Source organism: Lysobacter capsici (assembly GCF_014779555.2).
Classification (GTDB): Bacteria; Pseudomonadota; Gammaproteobacteria; order Xanthomonadales; family Xanthomonadaceae; genus Lysobacter; species Lysobacter capsici.
Map to the genome: position 1 here is coordinate 3,156,373 of NZ_CP094357.1, position 20,143 is coordinate 3,176,515.

Annotated in this window: 18 protein-coding genes; 9 read left to right on the top strand and 9 right to left on the bottom strand. The window is 67.3% G+C overall.

Annotated elements, in window-relative coordinates:
* Positions 1–70: 70 nt before the first annotated feature.
* The 9 genes from IEQ11_RS12740 to IEQ11_RS12780 form a co-directional block, all read right to left on the bottom strand.
* Positions 71–1,969 carry a carboxypeptidase regulatory-like domain-containing protein gene (locus IEQ11_RS12740; protein ID WP_191820666.1) on the bottom strand — a complete coding sequence of 633 codons (1,899 nt, stop codon included), beginning with the start codon at positions 1,967–1,969 and terminating at the stop codon, positions 71–73.
* Positions 1,966–4,155 carry a hypothetical protein gene (locus IEQ11_RS12745; protein ID WP_191820667.1) on the bottom strand — a complete coding sequence of 730 codons (2,190 nt, stop codon included), beginning with the start codon at positions 4,153–4,155 and terminating at the stop codon, positions 1,966–1,968. The genes IEQ11_RS12740 and IEQ11_RS12745 overlap by 4 nt, the downstream gene beginning before the upstream one ends.
* Positions 4,152–5,354, bottom strand: a complete 1,203-nt coding sequence (locus IEQ11_RS12750; protein WP_191820668.1) for a BatA domain-containing protein — start codon at positions 5,352–5,354, stop codon at positions 4,152–4,154. The genes IEQ11_RS12745 and IEQ11_RS12750 overlap by 4 nt, the downstream gene beginning before the upstream one ends.
* Positions 5,351–6,232, bottom strand: a complete 882-nt coding sequence (locus IEQ11_RS12755; RefSeq protein WP_191820669.1) for a DUF58 domain-containing protein — start codon at positions 6,230–6,232, stop codon at positions 5,351–5,353. Before IEQ11_RS12755 ends, IEQ11_RS12750 begins: the two co-directional genes overlap by 4 nt.
* A gap of 19 nt (positions 6,233–6,251) precedes the next feature.
* Entirely contained in the window at positions 6,252–7,262 is a 1,011-nt protein-coding gene (locus tag IEQ11_RS12760) for an AAA family ATPase (protein WP_191820670.1), read from the bottom strand.
* 307 nt (positions 7,263–7,569) lie between these two features.
* Complete coding sequence (locus IEQ11_RS12765) at positions 7,570–8,244, bottom strand: DUF4159 domain-containing protein (RefSeq protein WP_191820719.1); 675 nt, start codon at positions 8,242–8,244, stop codon at positions 7,570–7,572.
* Positions 8,245–8,333: 89 nt separating this feature from the next.
* A complete protein-coding gene (locus IEQ11_RS12770; protein ID WP_191820671.1) occupies positions 8,334–9,959 on the bottom strand; it encodes a TldD/PmbA family protein in 1,626 nt (541 codons plus the stop codon).
* A 110-nt stretch (positions 9,960–10,069) separates the two neighbouring features.
* Complete coding sequence (locus tag IEQ11_RS12775; RefSeq protein ID WP_036104057.1) at positions 10,070–11,404, bottom strand: TldD/PmbA family protein; 1,335 nt, start codon at positions 11,402–11,404, stop codon at positions 10,070–10,072.
* Positions 11,405–11,425: 21 nt separating this feature from the next.
* On the bottom strand, positions 11,426–13,054 hold the full coding sequence (locus IEQ11_RS12780; protein ID WP_191820672.1) for a TldD/PmbA family protein: 1,629 nt from the start codon (positions 13,052–13,054) through the stop codon (positions 11,426–11,428).
* Between the two features lie 162 nt (positions 13,055–13,216).
* Here IEQ11_RS12780 and IEQ11_RS12785 point away from each other — a divergent pair, with 162 nt between their 5' ends.
* The 9 genes from IEQ11_RS12785 (at position 13,217) to IEQ11_RS12825 (ending at position 20,057) form a co-directional block, all read left to right on the top strand.
* Positions 13,217–13,450, top strand: coding sequence for a hypothetical protein (locus tag IEQ11_RS12785; protein ID WP_191820673.1), 234 nt, complete (start codon positions 13,217–13,219; stop codon positions 13,448–13,450).
* Between the two features lie 262 nt (positions 13,451–13,712).
* Positions 13,713–15,140 carry an aldehyde dehydrogenase gene (locus IEQ11_RS12790; protein WP_191820674.1) on the top strand — a complete coding sequence of 476 codons (1,428 nt, stop codon included), beginning with the start codon at positions 13,713–13,715 and terminating at the stop codon, positions 15,138–15,140.
* Positions 15,141–15,147: 7 nt separating this feature from the next.
* Positions 15,148–15,876 (top strand): carbonate dehydratase, encoded by a 729-nt coding sequence (gene can, locus IEQ11_RS12795; protein WP_082723377.1) that lies wholly within the window; start codon positions 15,148–15,150, stop codon positions 15,874–15,876.
* Complete coding sequence (locus tag IEQ11_RS12800) at positions 15,873–16,325, top strand: RidA family protein (RefSeq protein WP_191820675.1); 453 nt, start codon at positions 15,873–15,875, stop codon at positions 16,323–16,325. Before can ends, IEQ11_RS12800 begins: the two co-directional genes overlap by 4 nt.
* Before the next feature lie 4 nt (positions 16,326–16,329).
* Positions 16,330–16,860 (top strand): 3-hydroxyanthranilate 3,4-dioxygenase, encoded by a 531-nt coding sequence (locus IEQ11_RS12805; RefSeq protein WP_191820676.1) that lies wholly within the window; start codon positions 16,330–16,332, stop codon positions 16,858–16,860.
* A gap of 7 nt (positions 16,861–16,867) precedes the next feature.
* Positions 16,868–17,878, top strand: a complete 1,011-nt coding sequence (locus IEQ11_RS12810) for an amidohydrolase family protein (RefSeq protein WP_036104075.1) — start codon at positions 16,868–16,870, stop codon at positions 17,876–17,878.
* A 24-nt stretch (positions 17,879–17,902) separates the two neighbouring features.
* Positions 17,903–18,307: a hypothetical protein gene (locus tag IEQ11_RS12815; protein WP_191820677.1), complete on the top strand. Its 405-nt coding sequence runs from the start codon at positions 17,903–17,905 to the stop codon at positions 18,305–18,307.
* Between the two features lie 82 nt (positions 18,308–18,389).
* Positions 18,390–19,676 carry a kynureninase gene (gene kynU / locus IEQ11_RS12820; RefSeq protein WP_191820678.1) on the top strand — a complete coding sequence of 429 codons (1,287 nt, stop codon included), beginning with the start codon at positions 18,390–18,392 and terminating at the stop codon, positions 19,674–19,676.
* Between the two features lie 84 nt (positions 19,677–19,760).
* On the top strand, positions 19,761–20,057 hold the full coding sequence (locus IEQ11_RS12825; protein WP_036104083.1) for a GIY-YIG nuclease family protein: 297 nt from the start codon (positions 19,761–19,763) through the stop codon (positions 20,055–20,057).
* Positions 20,058–20,143 lie beyond the last annotated feature (86 nt).

Genomic DNA, 20,143 nt, shown 5'->3' on the forward strand with positions numbered 1-20,143 from the left:
AAGAGTCCTTGACGATCACAGCCGAAGCGCCTTCGCGCGGACGCTTCGTGCCGACGCCGATGCTTGCCGATCAGCTTTGCGCGGACGTTGCGGCATCCGCGCCATAGCGCCCCAGTCGCGAACGCTCCAGCCACCACAGCCCCGCGGCGCAAACCAACCAGAGCAGGAACCACGGCCATGCCGGTCCGCGCGGCAGGTCGCTCGCGAACAGATCTTCCCAGCCGTCGCGCTCGGGCGCATCGGCGCCGGCGTCGTCACGCCGCGGCTGCGGCGACACCAGCGCCAAGGTCGCCTCGCGTAATTCGTTCGCGCGCAATCCGGGCGCATCGTCGCGGGCGCGAACGAAGAACGCGGTCGTACGCTCGCCTTGTTTCAACGCATGCCAGCCGGCCGCCTCGGGCCAGAACGCGGCGCAACGCTCGGCGCCGCGCACCGGGTCGATCAGCAGGCTGAGCGATTTGTTTTGCGGGTCGGACACCTGCGCGCCGTCGGCCAGCCCGCACAGCACCATGCGTTCGCCCTGCCGCGCCACGCCTTCGATACGCAATGTGTCGCGCGGCTTGGCCCGCGCCAAGGTCGCGAACGCCTGACTCCACAACTGCGCATGCAGATCGTCGCGCCCGGCCAGGGCCAGCACGAAGCTGTCGCCCAGGCTCCACAGGCCGATGCGCCCCTGCCCGTTCGCGCGCCAGGCGGCGAAGGCGTTACCGTCGGCATCGCGCAGCAGACTTTGCACCTTCGGCCCGGCCAGCGACAGATTGCGCCGGGTCAGCGCCGGCACCGCCGCGACCGGTTGATCGCGCGGGCGCGGCGCGTGCTCGCTGCCCGGCCCGAGTCGCGCGCGCAGCGCATCTTCGTCGATCGACGGCGCCGGCAAGCGCATCGCGATCGAGTCCGCGCCCACGCCCAGTTCGAATCCGAGTTCGCGCAGCTGCGCGCGTGTGCGCGGCGACAAGGGCCCGGCGATGCGCAGCATCACGCCTAACCCCGTGCGCATCGCCGCCATCAGCGCCTCGCGCTGCGGCGCGCCCAGCGCATCCCAGGCACGCTCGTCGAGCACGACCAGATCGAACCCGGCCAGGGTCGCGGCATTCAGCGCAACCGGCGCATCGCCGAGCTGCATGCCGGCACCGACGCTGATCTGGGTATGCAGCTTCAGCCCCGCATCCAGCGCCCAGCGACGCAGGTATTTGAGTTCCGGTCCGGGCGCGCCGGCCAGCAGCAATACCTTGGGTTGCGCATCGGGCAACACCGAAACCGGCAGTTCGATCTCCTCGATCACGTTCTGGCGAGCATCGCGCAGCCGCAAAGTAAATGCAGTCAGTCCGGCGCCGCGCGCGACCGCGCTGAGCGCGAACCCGCCATCGCGATCGGGCGCGATCCGATCCACGCGCCGCCGGCCCGGATCGAGCAGTTCGATCGTGCCGTCCTGCAAGCCCTGCACTCGACCATGAACCGCGAACGTCGCACCGACGCCGACCCGCGACGGCGCCCACACACCGACCAAACCGCGCGGCAATGCCGGCAGCTGGAATTCGATCGCCAGTCCGCGCGCGGCGTCGCGATCGCGCGCTTCCAGTCCCGCGCCGATCACCCGCACTCGTTGCGTGCCGGGATGGCGGCGCAAGGCCGTGGCCAGGTCCGGCGCACGCTCGCGTTCGGCCGACAACGGCGCTTCGGGCAGGCCGATCTGCAGGTCGCCCGCTGTCGCAACACCGCTTTGCGCCGCGCCGGCGGTCGCGACCACCATCGTGCCGGCCTGGGTGCGCAGCGGCGGCGGCAGCAAGCTCAGGTACAACAACACCGCGAGGATCGGCTGCGCCGCGAGCAACAACGCCAGACGCCAGCCGCGCGAACGCGCCGGGCGATCGGTACGGCGCTGGCGGTGGATCAGGCTCGCCATCGCGATCAGCGCCGCGAGGCCCAGGACGACGGCGATCAGGATGGGCAAGTTGATGGGCAAGTTCATCGGCCGCCCTCGCCTTGCAGCGCTTCGAAATAGCGTCGGTCGAGCGCGTCGCCGGCATCGCGCGGCGTGACCGAAGCCGGCGGCCGGGTCAGCAACGGCCACAACAGGCTGCGCAGTTGCGCGCGGCACGATGCGCAATCGGGCTGGTTGCGCAGGTTGTCGAGCGCGGCCGCGAACGCGAGCGGATCGGCGACCCGCGCATCGTGTTCGCCGAGCCAGCGTTCCAGCGCGCCGTAATCGATGGCCGCCACATCGCGGCTGCCCGGCGCGGTCTGCAACTGCAGCCACAGGGAACCGAGCAAGGGATCGGCCGCATTCGCCGCGATCAAGGCATCCTCGCGCCGCGCCAGGCCTTTGCGGTCGCCGCTCAGGCGCCGGCTCTCGTCGATCGGCGGCAGCTCCGGGCCGACCCGCGCCAGGTAGATGCGGCTGGCCTGCTGCACCTGCTTGATGAATCCCAACGCCTTGTACGCATACGGTAAGGCCAGCTTCGGCTCGCCCTGGCGCAGATGCAGCTCGGATTGCCACATCTCGTCGAGCGCGGCCTTGAGCAACTTGCGCGTTCCCGGATCGAGCAAGGTCGCGGCCTCGGCGTGATCGTGGGTGTGGCCGTATTCCTCCAGCACCGCGCCTTCTTCGCCGAACTTCGCCGGCGCCGCGTTCGGCGCGTGATCGTGATCGTCGTGGGGCGCGTCCTGCGTCGCAGCGGGTTTATCGCCGTGCTCGTCTTTATGCTCGGCGTCGGCCGCGGGCGCTTCGTCGTTGGTCGGCAAACGCGGCTCGCCCTCGGCCTCTTCGCCGAGGAACTGACCGTAGCGCAGGCGCAACAGGCGCTGGTCGACGCCGATCGCGTCGGAGCGCTCGAGGAACTCGTCGGCGCCGAGCTTGCGCCGCTGCGGGATCAGGGCTTCGGCGTCGATGATGATCTGGCGCTGGCTGCGGAAATACGCCGGCAAGGTGGTCTTGACCATGCCTTCGAGGCCGGTGGCTTCGCTGCCCAGATCGGCCGGCCAGCGCAGGATCAGGCTCGGACTCAGCGCGGTCTGCGGCTGCGGGCTGCGGTTGTCGTCGACGCTGAGCTGCACGATCAGATCGTCGCCGACCGCGAAGCCCAGCGCGGTCAGATCCAGCCGCTGCGCATAGCGTTTCTGCGTGGCCGCGCCGATGCCGCGCAGGCTGATGCGCTGCTCGCGGAAGGTGATGTTCTCGCCGCTGCCCTGGGCCAGGGTGATGCGCAACTGCGCGCTGGACGCCAGGCCGTAATCGTCGGTGGCTTCGAACATCAGCGGCCAGGCGCGTTGCCCTTGCGCCATCAACGTCAGGCCGCGATCGGGTTCGAGCACGCGCAGTTGCGGAGCGCGGTCGGGCGTCACATCGAGTCGATACAGACGCCGCGACTGCGCCGGCGCAGCGCCGGCCGCTTCGATCCGGTACAGCGCCGACTTGGCCAGGCTGCGCTGCGCGATCCAGTCCTCGCCCTGCCGGCGCAGCGGCAAGCGCAGGCCATCGTGGAATACCAGCGCGACGCTGGCCGGTTGCGGCTGGAAACGCAGGGTCCAGCGCAGGTTCGAACCTTGCGGCACGCGCGCTTCCAGCGTCGGTTCGCTGCGTGGCGGCAAACGCGTATAGCTCGGCGGATCGACCCGCAGCGCCTGCTCGGTCAATCGAGGCTGCCCTGGAAGCGCGGCGACGGTCGGCGCGGGCGACAGTGCGTCCAATGCCTGCGCGGCGGGTTTGGGTGCTGGCCACAGTGCGATCACCGCGAACACCAGCGCGGCGATCAGCAGCGAGAGCAGCGATCGCTTCGTCGACCACGCCGGTCGCAGGTCCACTGGCGTTGCGTGTGCGAGGCGATCCTGCAAGCGCGAACGCTGCAGGCTCTGCAAGCCGGTAAGCCCCTGGGCCGACGCGAACAGCAGATCGGCGCTGTCGTCCATGTCCGCGCGCAAGGTGTTGAGGCGACGGATCAGCCACAGCGCGTCCAGGCGTCTGGCGCGGTACGCACTTGCCACCGCGATCAGCGCGAGTGCAACCATCAGCGCGACCACCGCGGCGGCGATGCCATGGAAACGCAGCACCATCGCCGCGACGACCAAGGCCCACGGCGCGCAGCTCAGCGCCAGATCGAGTCCGCGCCGGATGCGTACGCCGCGCAACAAGCTGTGCAATCGTTCGCTGGCGTTCATGGCGCCGCTCCACGGCGCGGCCGCGTCGCCAGCCAACGTTCGAACAGGAACACCAGCGCGATCAACAGCGCCAGCCACAGGCGCAGATCGCGCGGCGGCAACGCGAATGCGGCCGTGCCGGTCGACGGTGCATGCTCGCGCGCCATCACCCGCGACGGCGGTTCGTGCGGCGGTTCGAACAAGTTACGCAGTTGTCCGGCGAATCCGGGTTCGAGCAATTCCGGCATCGTCTGCGGGGTCAATGCGCGGGTCCAGCGCATGACCTTGCCGCGGCCGTAACGTGCACCCTCGACCAGAACTACGCCGTCGGCGTTGCGCCACAACGGCACCGGCATGATCGCCGCGCCCTCGCCCGCACCGCCAGGCCGGGCGCTCGCAGCGTCGAGCAAAACCGTGCCGCCGCCGGCGATCCATTGGCTCACCGCGTTCGGCAGCGGGCCGGGCTTGAGCCACAGCAACTGCCTGGAGCCCGCATCCAGCGGCTGCGTGTCCGGCGCGATCGAACCGTTGACGCGACCCGCCGTGGTCGCGCCGGGCTCACGCCACGACGCGATCGCCGCGCGCAGGTACGGCAGCGCCGCCGCGCGATCGGCGGCGTAGCGAATCGATGGGTCGGGCACGGCGACGGCCTGCGCGGTTCGCATCGTCATCGCGCCGGGCAGCACCCGCCATTCGACTTGTCGCGACAGCCGCGGTCGCTGCGCATCGGCGCCTTGCAGTTGCTCGGGTACGAGCACGGTCACGGCGACCTGCGCCGGCAGCGTGGCGTCGAGTTCGCGCAGCAGGCTCGATACCGGCAATTCGAACGACGTCGGCGGCGCGGGCGCGGCTGGATCGAAGGCCGGGAATCCCGGCGTCAACCAGTGCATGCGCGCATCCGCGGGCCGGTCCAGCGCCGCCAAGGCCTGTCCCTGCACCCCCGGCACCACCGCGATCCACGGCGCATCGCTCTGCGCGCCGTACAGCGCCGGCCGCGCCAGCAACACAGCCAGCAGTGCCAACAACAACAGGCGCACCGCCAGCAGCAGCCGCTCGTCGAAACGGATGCGATGGCGCGGCTTGGGTCGCTGCCGCAGCCAGCGCAGCGCGGCGAAATCGGTCGGACGCTGTTCGCTGCGCCGGGCCAGATGGATCAGCAACGGCACGATCAGCGCGGCGAGCGCGGCCAGGCCGATCGGCAGCAACAGGACCGGGTTCACGCCGCCCCCGCGCCGAACAATCGCCGCAGCGGCAGATCCAGCGCTTCGTCGAGCACGTACTCGGCGTGACGGATGCCGCTCGCGTCCAGACGCGCGTCCAGCGCCGTGCGCGCGGCGGCGAAGCGGTTGAGGAAGTCCTCGCGCAAGGCGGCGCCGTCGCCGAGCAATTCCCCGCCGGTTTCCTGATCGCGGAAACGGTAGCCGCCGCGGAACGGGAAATCGCGTTCCTCGGCGGTCAGGATGCGGATGCTCAACACTTCGCGCCGTGCCGCGGCCAGCCGTTCGGCGGCTTCGAGCGCGCCCTCGTCGAAGCCGTCGCCGATCATCACCACCAGATCGCCGGCGCCGATGCGTTCCCACAGCGGTCGCAAAGCATCGGCCGAGGGCCACGCGCCCTGCGCCGACAAGCCGTGCAGTTCCAGCAGCAAACGATCGCGCTGACGCACGCCGGTCGCGGGCGCGGCCAGGCGCAGGCCGTCGCCGCGCAATGCGATCAGTCCGAACCGGTCGCCCTGGCGCAGCGCCAGTTCGGTGATGCAGGCCACCAGCGCCTTGCCCGCTTGAAGGCGCGACCAGCCAGGCCGCGCCGCATCGCCCTGGCTCATCGACGCGGTCGCATCGAGCAACAGCCACACCGCGAGCGGACTCTCGCGTTCGGCTTCGCGCACGAAGAAACGGTCGGAGCGTGCGTACAGTTTCCAGTCGACCTGACGCAGTTCGTCGCCGGGCTCGTAAGCGCGGTATTGGGCGAATTCCAGCCCGGCGCCGCGACTGCGGCTGCTGTGCAGGCCGATGCCGTGGTTGCCGACCGCGCGCCGCGACAGCAACTGCAGGCTGCGCAATCGCGCCCGCACCTCGGGTGGAATCAGGTCGTTCACTGTCCGATCCGCGCCGCGCTCAGGCGCCGGGCAGCGGCACGCCGCGCAACAGCGCGGCGATCACGTCGTCGGCGCTCTTGTTCTCGGCTTCGGCCGCGAACGACAGCAACAGGCGATGGCGCATCACCGGCGCGGCCAGCGCGGCGATGTCCTCGCGGGTCGCGGCGAAACGGCCGTGCAACAACGCACGCGCCTTGGCCGCGAGCACCAGCGACTGGCCGGCGCGCGGACCGGCGCCCCACTTCACCCACTGCCGCACTTCCGCCAGCCCGCCTTCGTCGGGACGGCTCGCGCGCACCAGCCGGGTGATCCACAACAGCAGATCGTCGGCCAGATGCACTTCGCGCACCCGCGCCTGCAAGGCCAGCACGTCCTCGCCGCCCATCACCCGCGGCACCTGCGCGCTGTGCGCGCCGGTGGTCTGCTGCAGGATGTCGTGTTCTTCGCGCTCGCTCGGATAGCCCACGCGGATATGCAGCAGGAAACGGTCGAGCTGCGCTTCGGGCAAAGGATAGGTGCCGGCCTGTTCGAGCGGGTTCTGGGTGGCGAGCACGAAGAACGGCGACGGCAAAGTGTGGGTCACGCCGGCGTAGCTGACCGTGCGCTCCTGCATCGCTTCGAGCAGCGCCGCCTGGGTCTTGGGCGGGGTGCGGTTGAGTTCGTCGGCGAGCAGCAGATTGGTGAAGATCGGCCCGGGCTGGAAGCGGAAATGACGATGGCCGGTGCCGTGGTCTTCTTCGAGCAGTTCGGTGCCGAGGATGTCGCTGGGCATCAGGTCGGGGGTGAACTGCACGCGTCGGAACTGCAATTCCAGCGCCTGCCCGAGCGAGCGCACCAGCAGGGTCTTGCCGAGCCCGGGGACGCCTTCGAGCAGGCAGTGGCCGCCGGCGAGCAGGCCGATCAGCAGCTGCTCGACCACGTCGTCCTGGCCGACGATCGCCTGCGCGATCGCCTGGCGCAGCGCGCCTAGACGATCGAGTTGCGCCTTGAGTTCGGCTTCGCTGTTGTTGTTTGCCGCGTTCGTAGTCATTTCATCGTCCCGGGGGCCAACGCCACATCAGTCACCACGTCAAAGTCCCCCTTTGAAAAAGAGGAGTTAGGGGGGATTTGCTTTTGCCTTCGACAAACAGCAAGAGCAAAAGCAAATCCCCCGCGTCCGCTGCGCGGTCGCCGCCCCCTTTTTCAAAGGGGGCAAAAGCAACCACCACGCCGTACATCAGACTTCGCCGGCATCCATTCCCGCCTCACCACACTCAGCCCGCAGATCCCGCGTCACAACACAGCGCTTCGCAAGCCGCCTTTGCGATTCCCGACTCCCAATTCCCGATTCCCGGCCTTCAAGCCCCCAACGCATACATCACGATATTGACCCCGAACTTGGTATTGTCCTCGGCCAGAAAACGCTTGTTGCGCCAGTCGTAATCCCACTCGCAGCCATAATCCTTGTTGCTGTACAGCACACCCAGACGACCGTCGATCTCGATGCCCTGCAGATAGTCGTGAACCAGATCGTCGCCCCAGCCGTTCAATTCGAAACCGGTCGCGGGCGGACCGTCGAAGACGAAGAAGCTGCGGTAGATCGGGTGGTTCTTCGACAATCGCTTGAGCGCCTTGGCGCCGAAGATCTTGCCCATCTGCGCTTCGAACGATTTGGCGAACAGGCCGTCGATGTCGTGGTTGCAGTCGTCGACGAACACGAAGCCGCCGTTGCGCACGTAGCGTTCGAAGTTGCGCCGCTCATCGGGGTTGAACTCGACCAGCTTGTGCCCGGCCAGATAGCAGAACGGCGCGGCCAGCATCTTCGGATCGGCCAGCGCCAGCACGTGCTCCTTCGGATCCACGCGCAGATTGGTGTAGTCGATCAGCGAGGTGATCAGATTGGCCGGCATGCGCTGGTCGACATCCCAGTCGCCGGAATCGTACTTGAGCCGGGTGAACCAGAAATCGTAATCGGCCGCGGCCTGCGCCAGCGGCGAGCGCGCGAGCCAGGCGCCGGCCGCGCCGCCCAGCATCAGCCGCAGGAACTGCGCGCGGTTCACCGCGATGCGCCCTCACGCAAGACGATCGGCAATGAGGCACCCTCGCCCATCGGATTCATCGCCTACAGCGCACGCGCGGTGTTGATGACGTTGATGCCGTTGAAACGCGTCGTGCTCGACCCGTGCGACACCGCCGAGACCTGGCTGGGCTGGCCCTTGCCGTCGAAGAACGAGCCGCCGAGGCGGAAATCGCGCTCGTCGCACACCGCCACGCAGGCGTTCCAGAATTCCGGCGTGCGGATCTGATACGCCGCATCCTCGATCATGCCGGTCACTTCGCCGTTCTTGATCTCGAAGAACAACTGGCCGCCGAACTGGGCGTTGTAGCGCTGCTGATCGATCGAATACGAGCCGCGGCCATGCACGTACAGGCCGCGCTCCACGCCCTTGATCATCTGCGCCACGCTCAGCGGCGTCTTGCCCGGTTTCAGCGAGACATTGGCCATGCGCTGGAACTGCACGCTCGACCACGAATCGGCGTAGCTGCACCCATGCGATTGCTTGTGGCCGAGGATGTGCGCCTCGTCGCGCGTGGCCTGATAGTCGACCAGGATGCCGTCGCGGATCAGGTCCCATTCGCGGGTCTTGACGCCTTCGTCGTCGTAACCGACCGCGCCCAGGCTGCCCGGACGGGTCTTGTCGGCGACGAAGTTGACCACTTCGCTGCCGTAGCGATAACCCTGATCGCGCTTGTCCAAGGTGGCGAAACTGGTGCCGGCGTAATTGGCCTCGTAGCCGAGCACGCGATCGAGTTCGAGCGGATGGCCGACGTTCTCGTGGATGGTCAGGAACAGATTGGACGGGTCCAGCACCAGATCGTACTTGCCCGGTTTCACCGACGGCGCCTTGAGCTTGGCGCGCGCGTGGCCGGCCGCGGCGACCGCGTCGGCCATCACGTCGTAGGAGCGTCCGTAGCCGATCAAACCGCCGGGCAACGACACCCGGCCCGCGGGATCGGCGTCGAGGTATTCGTAGCCCATGCCCATCGGCGCCGACAAGCCGTCGCGGGTGCGGAACTTGCCGGTGGCCTTATCGACCGCGGTCGCGGTCAACGGCAGCCAGATGCGATGCACGTCCTGATCGATGTAGCTGCCGTCGGTGGACGCGAAGTATTTTTGTTCGTTGATCACGAACAAGGTCGAATTGACGTAGTCGGCGCCGGCCTTGAGCGCGGCCGCGTTGACCGACAGCAGCAGATCGACCTTGTCCTTGATCGGTACCGCCATCGCGTTCTTGCGGATCGGCGTTTTCCAGGCGACTTCGCCCACCCCGGTCACCGGCGCGAGCTCGACCTTGCGGGTCTGCGCCCGTGCATTGGCGCGCGCGATCGCCACGGCCTGGCGGGTCGCGGCGGCCACCGCGTCGGCGCTCGACGACGCCGTGGCGGCGAAACCCCAGGCGCCCTCGCACAGCACGCGGATGCCGACGCCGGCGGATTCGCCGTTGACGATATTGCGCACCTGCGCCTCGCGGGTGATCACCGACTGGCGCAGATAACGCCCGATGCGCACGTCGCAATAACTCGCGCCGCCTTCGCGCGCCGCGCTCAACGCGGTGTCGGCCAGATGCCGGCGCTTGGCCTGGTCGGCCGGTTCCAGCAGCGCATCGGCCGCGATCGCGCGGCCGTAGGGAAGCGCCAGGCCGGCCAGGCCCAGACCGGTGAAACTCAGGAAATCGCGTCGTTGCACAGGCGGCTCGCACTCAGTGGATCGGATGCATCGAACGAAAGGACTCGCGACTCACGCGGCGATGGCGAGTGGCGCACCGCAACGCGGCCGCGCCACCCGCCTGGCGCCGGTCAGACCGCGTCCGACAGCGAGGTGAAGGTGAAATCGCGCAGCTTCATCGGCGGGATCATCATCACGAAGCCCGACTCGTCGCCGGCCACGCGCACCGGACGGCCGAGTTCCTCGATGTTGTTGAGCATGATCACCGGCGATTCGTTGAAGCGGAAATTCTTCACCGGGTGCTTGATCACGCCGTTCTCGATGTAGAAGGTGCCGTCGCGGGTCAGGCCGGTCAGCAGCACGGTCTGCGGATCGACCATGCGGATGTACCAGGTGCGGGTGACCAGGATGCCCTTCTGGGTGCCCTTGATCAGCTCGGCGGTGGACTTGTCGCCGCCGGCCATCAGCAGGTTGCCCGGCGAGCCGATCGCCTTCTTGCCCTGCTTCTTCGCCCAGAAGCGCGAGTAATCCAGCGCGGCGACCTTGCCGTTGTCGATGATCGCCATCTTCTCGCGCGGCAGGCCCTCGCGGTCCCACGGCAACACCGAGGCGCGCGGGTCCCAGGGGTCGGCGCTGATGTTGACGCGCGGGTCGTAGACCAGTTCGCCGAGCTTGTTGCCGCCGCCCTTCTTGGACAGGAAGCTGCGGCCTTCGTCGGCCTGGCGCGCGTCGAAGAAATTCATCATGAACGAGATCAGGCCGGCGGCCGCGGCCGGTTCCAGGATCACCGTGTACTTGCCCGGTTCCAGCGCCTTGGCCTCGGCCGATTCGGTGGCCTTGCGCATGGCGATGCGCACGTCGGCATCGGTCTTGAACTGGCCCGAGTCCTGCAGGTTGCGCCCGACCCAGCCCGAACCGCGGCCGTCCTCGGTGCGCACGGTGCAGGTGTAGTTGAAGTTGGTCGCCTGCTGGTAGCCGAAGTTGCCCTTGCTGTTGGCGAAGGCGACGAAGCTCTGGCCGTCCTCGAGGAAACCCGCGGCGGTGAGCTTGCCGTCGCGGCACGGCGCGATCGAATCGGTCGCGACCTGGGCGCGGAACTCGGGCGTGATCGCCGCGGTGGCGGCGCTGAAGGTCGAGCTGGGCTTGTAGGTCTGCTTCTCGATCGCCGGCATGAACTCGGGATTTTCCGGCGCCAGTCGCGCCAGGTCCTCGGCGCGGCGGACCACGCGTTCGAGCGCGGCGTCGTCGAACTCGTTGATGGTCGCGGTGCCGGTGCGGTTGCCGAAGGCCACCTGCACGGCCAGGTCGGCGTTGCTGACGATGCCGCTGGTCGACACGTTGTTGAGGGCGAACCGGATGTTGCCGTCGATCGAACCGGTCAGGGTTGCGGTGCATTCATCGGCCTTGGACAGCGCGATGACCTTGTCGAGGATGGCCTTGGACTGCGCTTCGGTAAAAATACTCATTGTCTGATTCTCCTGCGCCGGTCAGCCGAGCTTGCGGGCGGTGTTGATGACGTTGACGCCGTTGAAACGCGCCGTGCTCGAACCGTGCGAAACCGCCGAGACCTGGCCGGGCTGGCCCTTGCCGTCGAAGAACGAGCCGCCCAGGCGGTAATCGCTGTCGTCGCAGACCGCGACGCAGGAATTCCAGAACTCCGGGGTGCGGATCTGATAGGCCACGTCCTCGAGCATGCCGGTGATCTTGCCGTTCTTGATTTCGTAGAACAGCTGGCCGCCGAACTGGGCGTTGTAGCGCTGCTGGTCGATCGAGAACGAACCGGCGCCGACGATGTAGATGCCGTTTTCCACGTCCTTGACCATGTCGGCGACGCTGAGCTTGCTCTTGCCCGGCGCCAGCGAGACGTTGGCCATGCGCTGGAACTGCACCGACGACCACGAGTCGGCATAACAGCAGCCGTCGGACTCGGTCTTGCCCAGGATGTGGGCCTGATCGCGGATGGTCTGGTAGTCGACCAGGATGCCGTCCTTGATCAGGTTCCAGCGCTTGGTCTTGACGCCTTCGTCGTCGAAGCCGACCGCGCCGAGGCTGCCTTCCTGGGTCTTGTCGGCGAACACCGTGACCTGATCGCTGCCGTACTTGAAGCCGGACTTTTGCTTGTCGAGGGTGGCGAAGCTGGTGCCGGCGTAATTGGCCTCGTAGCCGAGCACGCGGTCGAGTTCGAGCGGATGGCCGATCGACTCGTGAATGGTCAGCCAGGTGTGCGAGGGATCGAGCACCAGATCGTACTTGCCCGGCTTGACCGACGGCGCGGTGAGTTTCTGCTGCGCCTGCTTGGCCGCGGCGACCGCGTCGGCGAGCATGTCGTAGGACTTGTTGTAGGCGACCGCGCCGTTGGGCAGCGCGACCTTGCCCGACGCGGCGCCGTCGAGGTATTCGAAGCCCATGCCCATCGGCGCGGACAGCCCGTCGCGGGTGCGGAACTTGCCGCTGGCCTTGTCGATCGCGGTGATCGTCATCGGCGCCCAGATGCGGTGCACGTCCTGGTCGATGTAGGAGCCGTCGGTCGAGGCGAAGTACTTCTGCTCGTTGACCAGGAACAGCATCGAGTTGACGAAGTTGGCGCCGGCGTTGATCGCCGCGGCGTTGACCCCGAGCAGCAGGTCGGCCTTTTCCTTGATCGCCACTTCCATCGCGTTCTTGCGGATCGGGGTTTTCCAGGCGACCTCGCCCACGCCCGGCGTCTTGGCCAGTTCGACCTTGGACGTCTGGCTCTTGGCGTTGGCGCGCGCGATCGCGGCGGCCTGCTGCGCGGCCTTGGCGACCGCGTCGTTGTTGAGCTGGTTGGTGGCGGCGAAGCCCCAGGCGCCGTCGACCAGCACGCGGATGCCGATGCCGGTGGATTCGGTGTTCACCACGTTCTGGACCTTGTCCTCGCGGGTGATCACGAACTGGCGCAGATAGCGGCCGATGCGCGCGTCGCAGTAGCTCGCGCCGGCGGCCTTGGCCGCGTTGAGCGCGATGTCGGCCAGGGTTTTCTTCCTGGCCACGTCCAACGGCACCAGCAAGGCCTCCGCGGCGATCACGTTGCCGAAGGGAATCATGAGCCCGGCGATGCCGAGCCCGGACATGCTGAGGAAATTGCGTCTATCCACGTGATGGTTCCGCCGTAGTGAGCCCCGCAAGCGCGCTTCGGCGATCGCCAGGCATGGATGAAAGTGACCCCGCCGGAATGTGCGCAGCGTCGTACTTGCGCGTCAAGTGCCGAGAGGCGCGCATGACCATGACCATGCCGTGCGCGTTTGATCCATCTGCGCATGAATTACCCGTTGTTTCGCGACTCATGCATTCCAAGCATGACTTTCGACCTAGATCGCATTGCACAGGCCATGATCGGCAAACTTGGGGTCGTGTTGTTCGAAGGCTTCGAAGTCTTTTGTGAAAAGGCTGAAGCCCGAAATCTTTCGTGGAGGGATGAGGTCTTGGCGCCGGCGCAGGACCGCCGTGGCAGCAAGGCCGACGCCACGAGCCCTTTTGTGGGAGGGACTTGAGCCCCGACGCTTTTCTTTCGAATCACGGCGACTGAGCGCACAGCGTCGGGGCTTAAGCCCCGCCCACAAAAGACCTCCTGCATTCGTAATGCCCATGGGATTCGTGATGGCCCTGCCTGCCACGTCGCCACGAACCACAACCGTCGTCGCAACTGCCAACCGAGCAGTCGTTCATCAAACGCAACCCCGCCGACGCTCACGCCCGGCGCGGCCGCCAGCCCGGGCTATGGGCGTCCCCGCGCCCACGCGTTAAGCTTGGCGCATGCAGAAATTCCGGCACTGGATCGACGGTCAGGCGCGCGATGCGGCCGGCGGCCGTTGGCTCGACGTCCACGATCCGGCCAATGCGCAGGCGTATGCCCAGGTCGCCCGCGGCGACGCGGCCGATGTCGAGGCCGCCGTCGCCGCCGCACAGGCCGCATTCCCGGCCTGGTCGGGCCTGCCCAACAGCGAACGCGCGCATTGGCTGGACACGCTGGCCAATGCGCTGGAAGCGAATCGGGAAGCCTTCGCCCAGGCCGAATCGCGCGACGGCGGCAAGCCGATCGCGCTGGCCCGCAACGCCGAGATTCCGCGCGCCGTGTCCAACCTGCGGTTCTTCGCCCAGGCCGCGACCCAGTTCGCCAGCGAATCCCACCACGGTCAGGCCGGGCTCAACTACACCCTGCGCGCGCCGTTGGGCGTGGTCGCGGCGATCTCGCCATGGAACCTGCCGCTGTACCTGTTCACCTGGAAGATCGCGCCCGCGCTCGCGGCCGGCAACACCGTGGTCGCCAAGCCGTCGGAAATCACCCCGGCCACTGCCACGATGCTCGGCGAACTGGCCGCGCAAATCGGCTTCCCGCGCGGTGTGCTCAATATCGTGCACGGGCTGGGGCCGGAGGTCGGCGAGCCGCTGATCGGCCATGGGGCCGTGCGCGCCATTTCGTTCACCGGCAGCACCGCGGTCGGCCGCCGCATCGCCGCGATCGCCGCGCCGCTGCTGCGCAAGGTTTCGCTGGAACTGGGCGGCAAGAACGCGAGCCTGATCTTCGCCGACAGCGACTGGCGCGCGAATCTCGACACCCTGGTGCGCTCGGCGTTCCAGAACTCGGGGCAGATCTGCCTGTGCGGCTCGCGCATCCTGATCGAGCATTCGATTTACGACGAGGTCCGCGACGCCTTGGTCGAACGCGTCAACGCGCTCAAGATCGGCGATCCGTCGGATGCGGCCACCACGCTCGGTCCGCTGGTTTCGCAGGCACATTACGACAAGGTCGTGGCCGCGCTCGATCGCGCCCGCGATGAAGGCGGCCGGATCCTGTGCGGCGGCTCGGCGCTGGACCGCCCCGGTTGGTACGTCGCACCGACCCTGATCGAGGGCCTGGGCCCGGATTGCGCGAGCAATCGCGAGGAAATCTTCGGCCCGGTGGCGACCCTGCAGGCCTTCGACGACGACGAACACGCGCTGGCCCTGGCCAACGCCAGCGACTACGGCCTGTGCGCCTCGCTGTGGACCCGCGATCTCAACCGCGCCCATCGCCTGGCCGCGCGGCTCAACGTCGGCATGGTCTGGATCAACACCTGGCTGCAACGCGACCTGCGCACGCCGTTCGGCGGCACCGGCGCGTCCGGCCTCGGCCGCGAAGGCGGCGCCGAGGCGATGCGTTTTTTCACCGACGCCAAGAACGTCGGTCTTCATCTGGGATGAGTGCTGCATGAGTGCCAAAGATTCAAATTCCGAGGGTTCCGATGTGACCGGCGCGGCCAACCCCGGCTCCTCCATCACCCTGGACGAGTTGCTCGAACGCAACAGGGAGTGGTCCGAACGGGTCAACGCCGAAGATCCGGGTTTCTTCGATCGCCTCTCGCAACAGCAGGCGCCCGAATACCTGTGGATCGGCTGTTCGGATTCGCGCGTGCCGGCCAACCAGATCATCGACATGGCCCCGGGCGAGGTGTTCGTCCATCGCAACATCGCCAACGTCGTGGTGCACACCGACCTCAACTGCCTGTCGGTGATCCAGTTCGCGGTCGACGTGCTCAAGGTCAAGCACATCATCGTGGTCGGCCATTACGGCTGCGGCGGCGTGCATGCGGCGCTGCACGGGCTGCGCGTGGGCTTGGCCGACAACTGGATCCGCCATGTCGGCGATGTCGCCGACAAGCACGCCGACTGCATCGCCCATGTCCACGAAAGCGAGCGCCACGACCGCCTGTGCGAGCTCAACGCGATCGAGCAGGTGCAGAACGTGTGCATGACCACGATCGTGCGCGACGCCTGGAGCCGCGGCCAGCCGCTCAGCGTGCATGGCTGGGTCTACAGCCTGCGCAACGGCCGCGTCCACAACACCGGCATGGACGTGGATTCGTTCGAATCCCTGCAATCGGCTTACACCCGCGCGATCGCCACGGTCCATTCCACCCACGGCGGATCGCCGCGATGAGCGACTCGCACGGCAACGGCGGCATCCGCGCCGACGGCGCGCCCAAGCCGGTCGGCTCGTATCCGCATGCGCGCCGGGTCGGCGAACTGCTGTTCCTGTCCGGGATCGGCCCGCGCGACGCGGCCAGCAACGCCATCGTCGGCAATGTCCACGATGCCCAGGGCCGGTTGATCGCCTACGACATCGAGCTGCAATGCCGCGCGGTGTTCGCCAACGTGCGCGCGGTGCTCGAAGCCAGCGGCGCGGGCTGGGACGATCTGGTCGACGTGACCGTGTACCTGACCGACATGGCCCGCGACTTCACGGCCTACAACGCGGTGTGGGCGGAGTATTTCCCCGACATCGAGCGCGCCCCGTGCCGGACCACCCTGGGCATCACCGCCCTGCCGACCCCGATCGCGATCGAACTCAAATGCATCGCGCGCCTGCCTGGCGCGGCAACGGAGTAACCGCATGCTTCCCGGACCGCTCAACCTCGCCGCGTGGATCGACGAACACCGCCACCTACTCAAGCCGCCGGTCGGCAACAAGGTGATCTATGTCGGCGACTTCATCGTCATGGTGGTCGGCGGGCCGAACCAGCGCACCGATTACCACTGGGACGAAGGCCCGGAGTGGTTCTACCAGCTCGAAGGCGAGATGGTGCTGCGCATCCAGGAAGACGGCGCGGCGCGCGACATTCCGATCCGCGCCGGCGAGATATTCCTGCTGCCGCCGCGCGTGCCGCATTCGCCGCAACGCATGCCCGACTCGGCCGGGCTGGTGATCGAGCGCAAGCGCCTGGCGCACGAAGACGACGGCCTGATGTGGTTCTGCGAACAGTGCAACCACAAGATCTACGAAGAGTATTTCCACCTGCACAACATCGAGACCGACTTCCCGCCGGTGTTCGAACGCTTCTATTCCTCGCGCGAGCATCGGACCTGCACGAACTGCGGCCATCTGAACCCGGCGCCGGGCCGCTACGTGATGCCCGACACCTGAGACCGCGATGCTCAAGATCGACACCCACGCCCATTACCTGCCGCGCGACTGGCCCGATCTGGCGCGCAAGTACGGCGACGACCGCTTTCCAGTGATCCATCACACCGACGACGGTCGTCATCGCATTTATAAAGACGGCAAGTTCTTCCGCGAAATCTGGTCCAAGACCTGGGACCCGCAGGAACGCGTCGACGACTACGCGCGTTTCGGCGTGCAGGTGCAGGTGATCAGCACCGTGCCGGTGATGTTCAGTTACTGGGCCAAGGCCAATCAGGCGCTGGACCTGCATCAATCGCTCAACGACCACATGGCCGCGACCTGCCGCGAGCATCCGCGCCATTACGCCGGCATCGGCACGGTGCCGCTGCAATCGCCGCGCCTGGCGGTGCAGGAACTCGAACGCTGCATGGACCAGCTCGGCCTGCAGGGCTGCCAGATCGGCAGCCACGTCAACGACTGGAACCTCGACGCGCCGGAGTTGTTCGAATTCTTCGAGGCCGCGGCCGACCTGGGCGCGGCGATCCTGGTCCATCCCTGGGACATGATGGGGACGCCGAGCATGCCCAAGTACTGGCTGCCGTGGCTGGTCGGCATGCCCGCCGAGCAATCGCGCGCGGCCTGCTGCCTGGTGTTCGGCGGCGTGCTCGAACGCTTGCCGAAGTTGAAGATCTGCCTGGCCCACGGCGGCGGCAGCTTCCCCTACACCATCGGCCGCATCGAGCACGGCTTCAACATGCGTCCGGATCTGGTCGCCACCGACAACCCGCGCAATCCGCGCGATTATCTGTCGCAGCTGTATTTCGATTCGTGGGTCGCCGACCCGCGCGCGCTGCAATACCTGCTCGACACCTGCGGCGTGTCGCGGGTCATGCTCGGCACCGACTATCCCTTCCCGCTCGGCGAGCAATCGCCCGGCGCCGGCATCGCTTCGTTGCAGTTGGACGAGGCCGATCAGGCGCGGCTGTATCACGGCACCGCGCTGGAATGGCTCGGCCTGTCGAAAGCGCGGTTCGAGTAGGCGCATCGGGCCACGTCGCCGCCCATGATCGATATCGATACCCTGCTCGCCGCGATCGAGTCCACGGCCTGGCACCTGCGCCAGCGCGACCAGGACGTCGACGAAGCCGTCATCGCCCAGTATCTCGATTCGCGCGACGAGCCGCCTTTCGATTCGGATTGGACCGCCGCCGATGCCTTGGTCCAAGCGTGCAAGCGCGGCCTTTCGGCCGAATCCATCGCAGCGATCGACGCCCAGTCCAGGCAAGTGCGCCAGGACGCGTTCGCGCTGGTGTTGCGCGTCAGCGAGCACGACGAATTGGCCGGCTACTTGTCCGACGACGCCGGACTGATAGTCGAAGCCGACCGGCTCGGCGTCGACTCGGCCTGGATCGCCGCGCTGCGGCGCCGCTACGAACGCCATGCGGCGCCGTTCGGACCTTTGCTTTGATTCCGCTCACTCGCTTTGACCTCGCTAGAAAGTCCCCGCGCCCATCGCGCCACGCCCGCCCACGCAGCGAAGCCACTCACTCATGACCCAACCGCACTCCCCCGCCCATGCCGCCGCTCTCGACGCGGCCGATCCCTTGCAGACCTTGCGTGGCGAGTTCCTGATCCCGCGCCACGCAGATGAGGAGCAGGCCTACTTCGTCGGCAACTCGCTCGGCCTGCAACCGCGCGGCGCGCGCGCGCATGTCGAGGAAGTGCTGGACAAGTGGGCGATGGAAGCGGTCGAAGGCCACTTCACCGGCCAGGCGCAGTGGATGCCGTACCACGAACTGGTGCGCGAGCCGCTGGCGCGACTGGTCGGCGCCTTGCCGAGCGAAGTGATCGCGATGAACTCGCTGACCGCGAATCTGCACCTGATGATGGTCAGCTTCTACCGCCCCACCCGCGAACGCCCGGCGATCCTGATCGAGGCCGGCTCGTTTCCGTCCGACCGTTACGCGGTGGCCTCTCAGATCGCCTTCCACGGTTTCGATCCCGATACCGATCTGATCGAAATCCAGCCCGATGAACCCGGCGGGTTGATCTCGATGGCGAGCATCGAGCGCGCGATCGCCGAACACGGCCCGCGCCTGGCGCTGGTGCTGTGGCCGGGCGTGCAGTACCGCAGCGGCCAGGCGTTCGACCTCGACGCGATCGTGCGGCTGGCGCACGCGCAGGGCGCGGTGTGCGGGTTCGATCTGGCGCACGGCGTGGGCAATCTGGAACTGGGCCTGCACGACAGCGGCGTCGATTTCGCGGTGTGGTGCCATTACAAATATCTGAACTCCGGCCCCGGCGCGGTCGCCGGCTGCTTCGTCCACGATCGTCACGCGCGCAGCGACGTGCCGCGTTTCGCCGGCTGGTGGGGGCATGAAGCCACGACCCGTTTCCGCATGGGCCCGCAGTTCGTACCCACTCCCGGCGCGGAAGGCTGGCAACTGAGCAATCCGCCGATCCTGGGCCTGGCGCCGCTGCGCGCTTCGCTGGACCTGTTCGACCGCGTCGGCATGCGCGCCCTGCGCGAAAAATCCCTGCGCCTGACCGGTTATCTGGAAACGTTGATCCGCGCGCGCCTGGCCGACACCCTCGACATCGTGACCCCGGCCGATCCGGCCCAGCGCGGCTGCCAGCTGTCGTTGCGGGTGATCGGCGGTCGTGGCCTGAGCGGTCGCGCGGCGGGCCGCGATTTGTTCGACTATCTGGCGCAGAACGGCGTGCTGGGCGACTGGCGCGAACCGGACGTGATCCGCATTTCGCCGGCGCCGCTCTATAACACGCATGGGGATGTTTCGAGGTTTGTGGCGGCGGTTGAGGGTTGGCGGGGTGCTTAAGCTCCGGCCATAACCGCGCAACCCCAAGCCCGTCATTCCCGCGAACGCGGGAATCCAGTGACTTTAAGCCCTCAAGGGCGAGGCATGAACAAACAACCTGCCGTCTACCTGATGGCCAGCGGCCGCAACGGCACTTTGTATATCGGCGTCACGGGTGACTTAGTGCGACGCGCATGGCAGCATCGGGAGCACGTCACCCAGGGATTCACGCAACGCTACGACGTGCATCAACTGGTGTGGTTCGAATTGCACGATTCATTCGAAAGCGCCATCACCCGCGAGAAGCAGATAAAGAAATGGCGACGAGAATGGAAAATCGATCTGATCGAGGCGAAGAATCCGTATTGGCTCGATCTGTGGCCCGGCTTACTGGCGACGTGACAAAAGTCGCTGGATTCCCGCGTTCGCGGGAATGACGGCCTGGAAGTTACGCTCCCGGCCGGAAGCATTCTTTTTAGCCTGAAGCA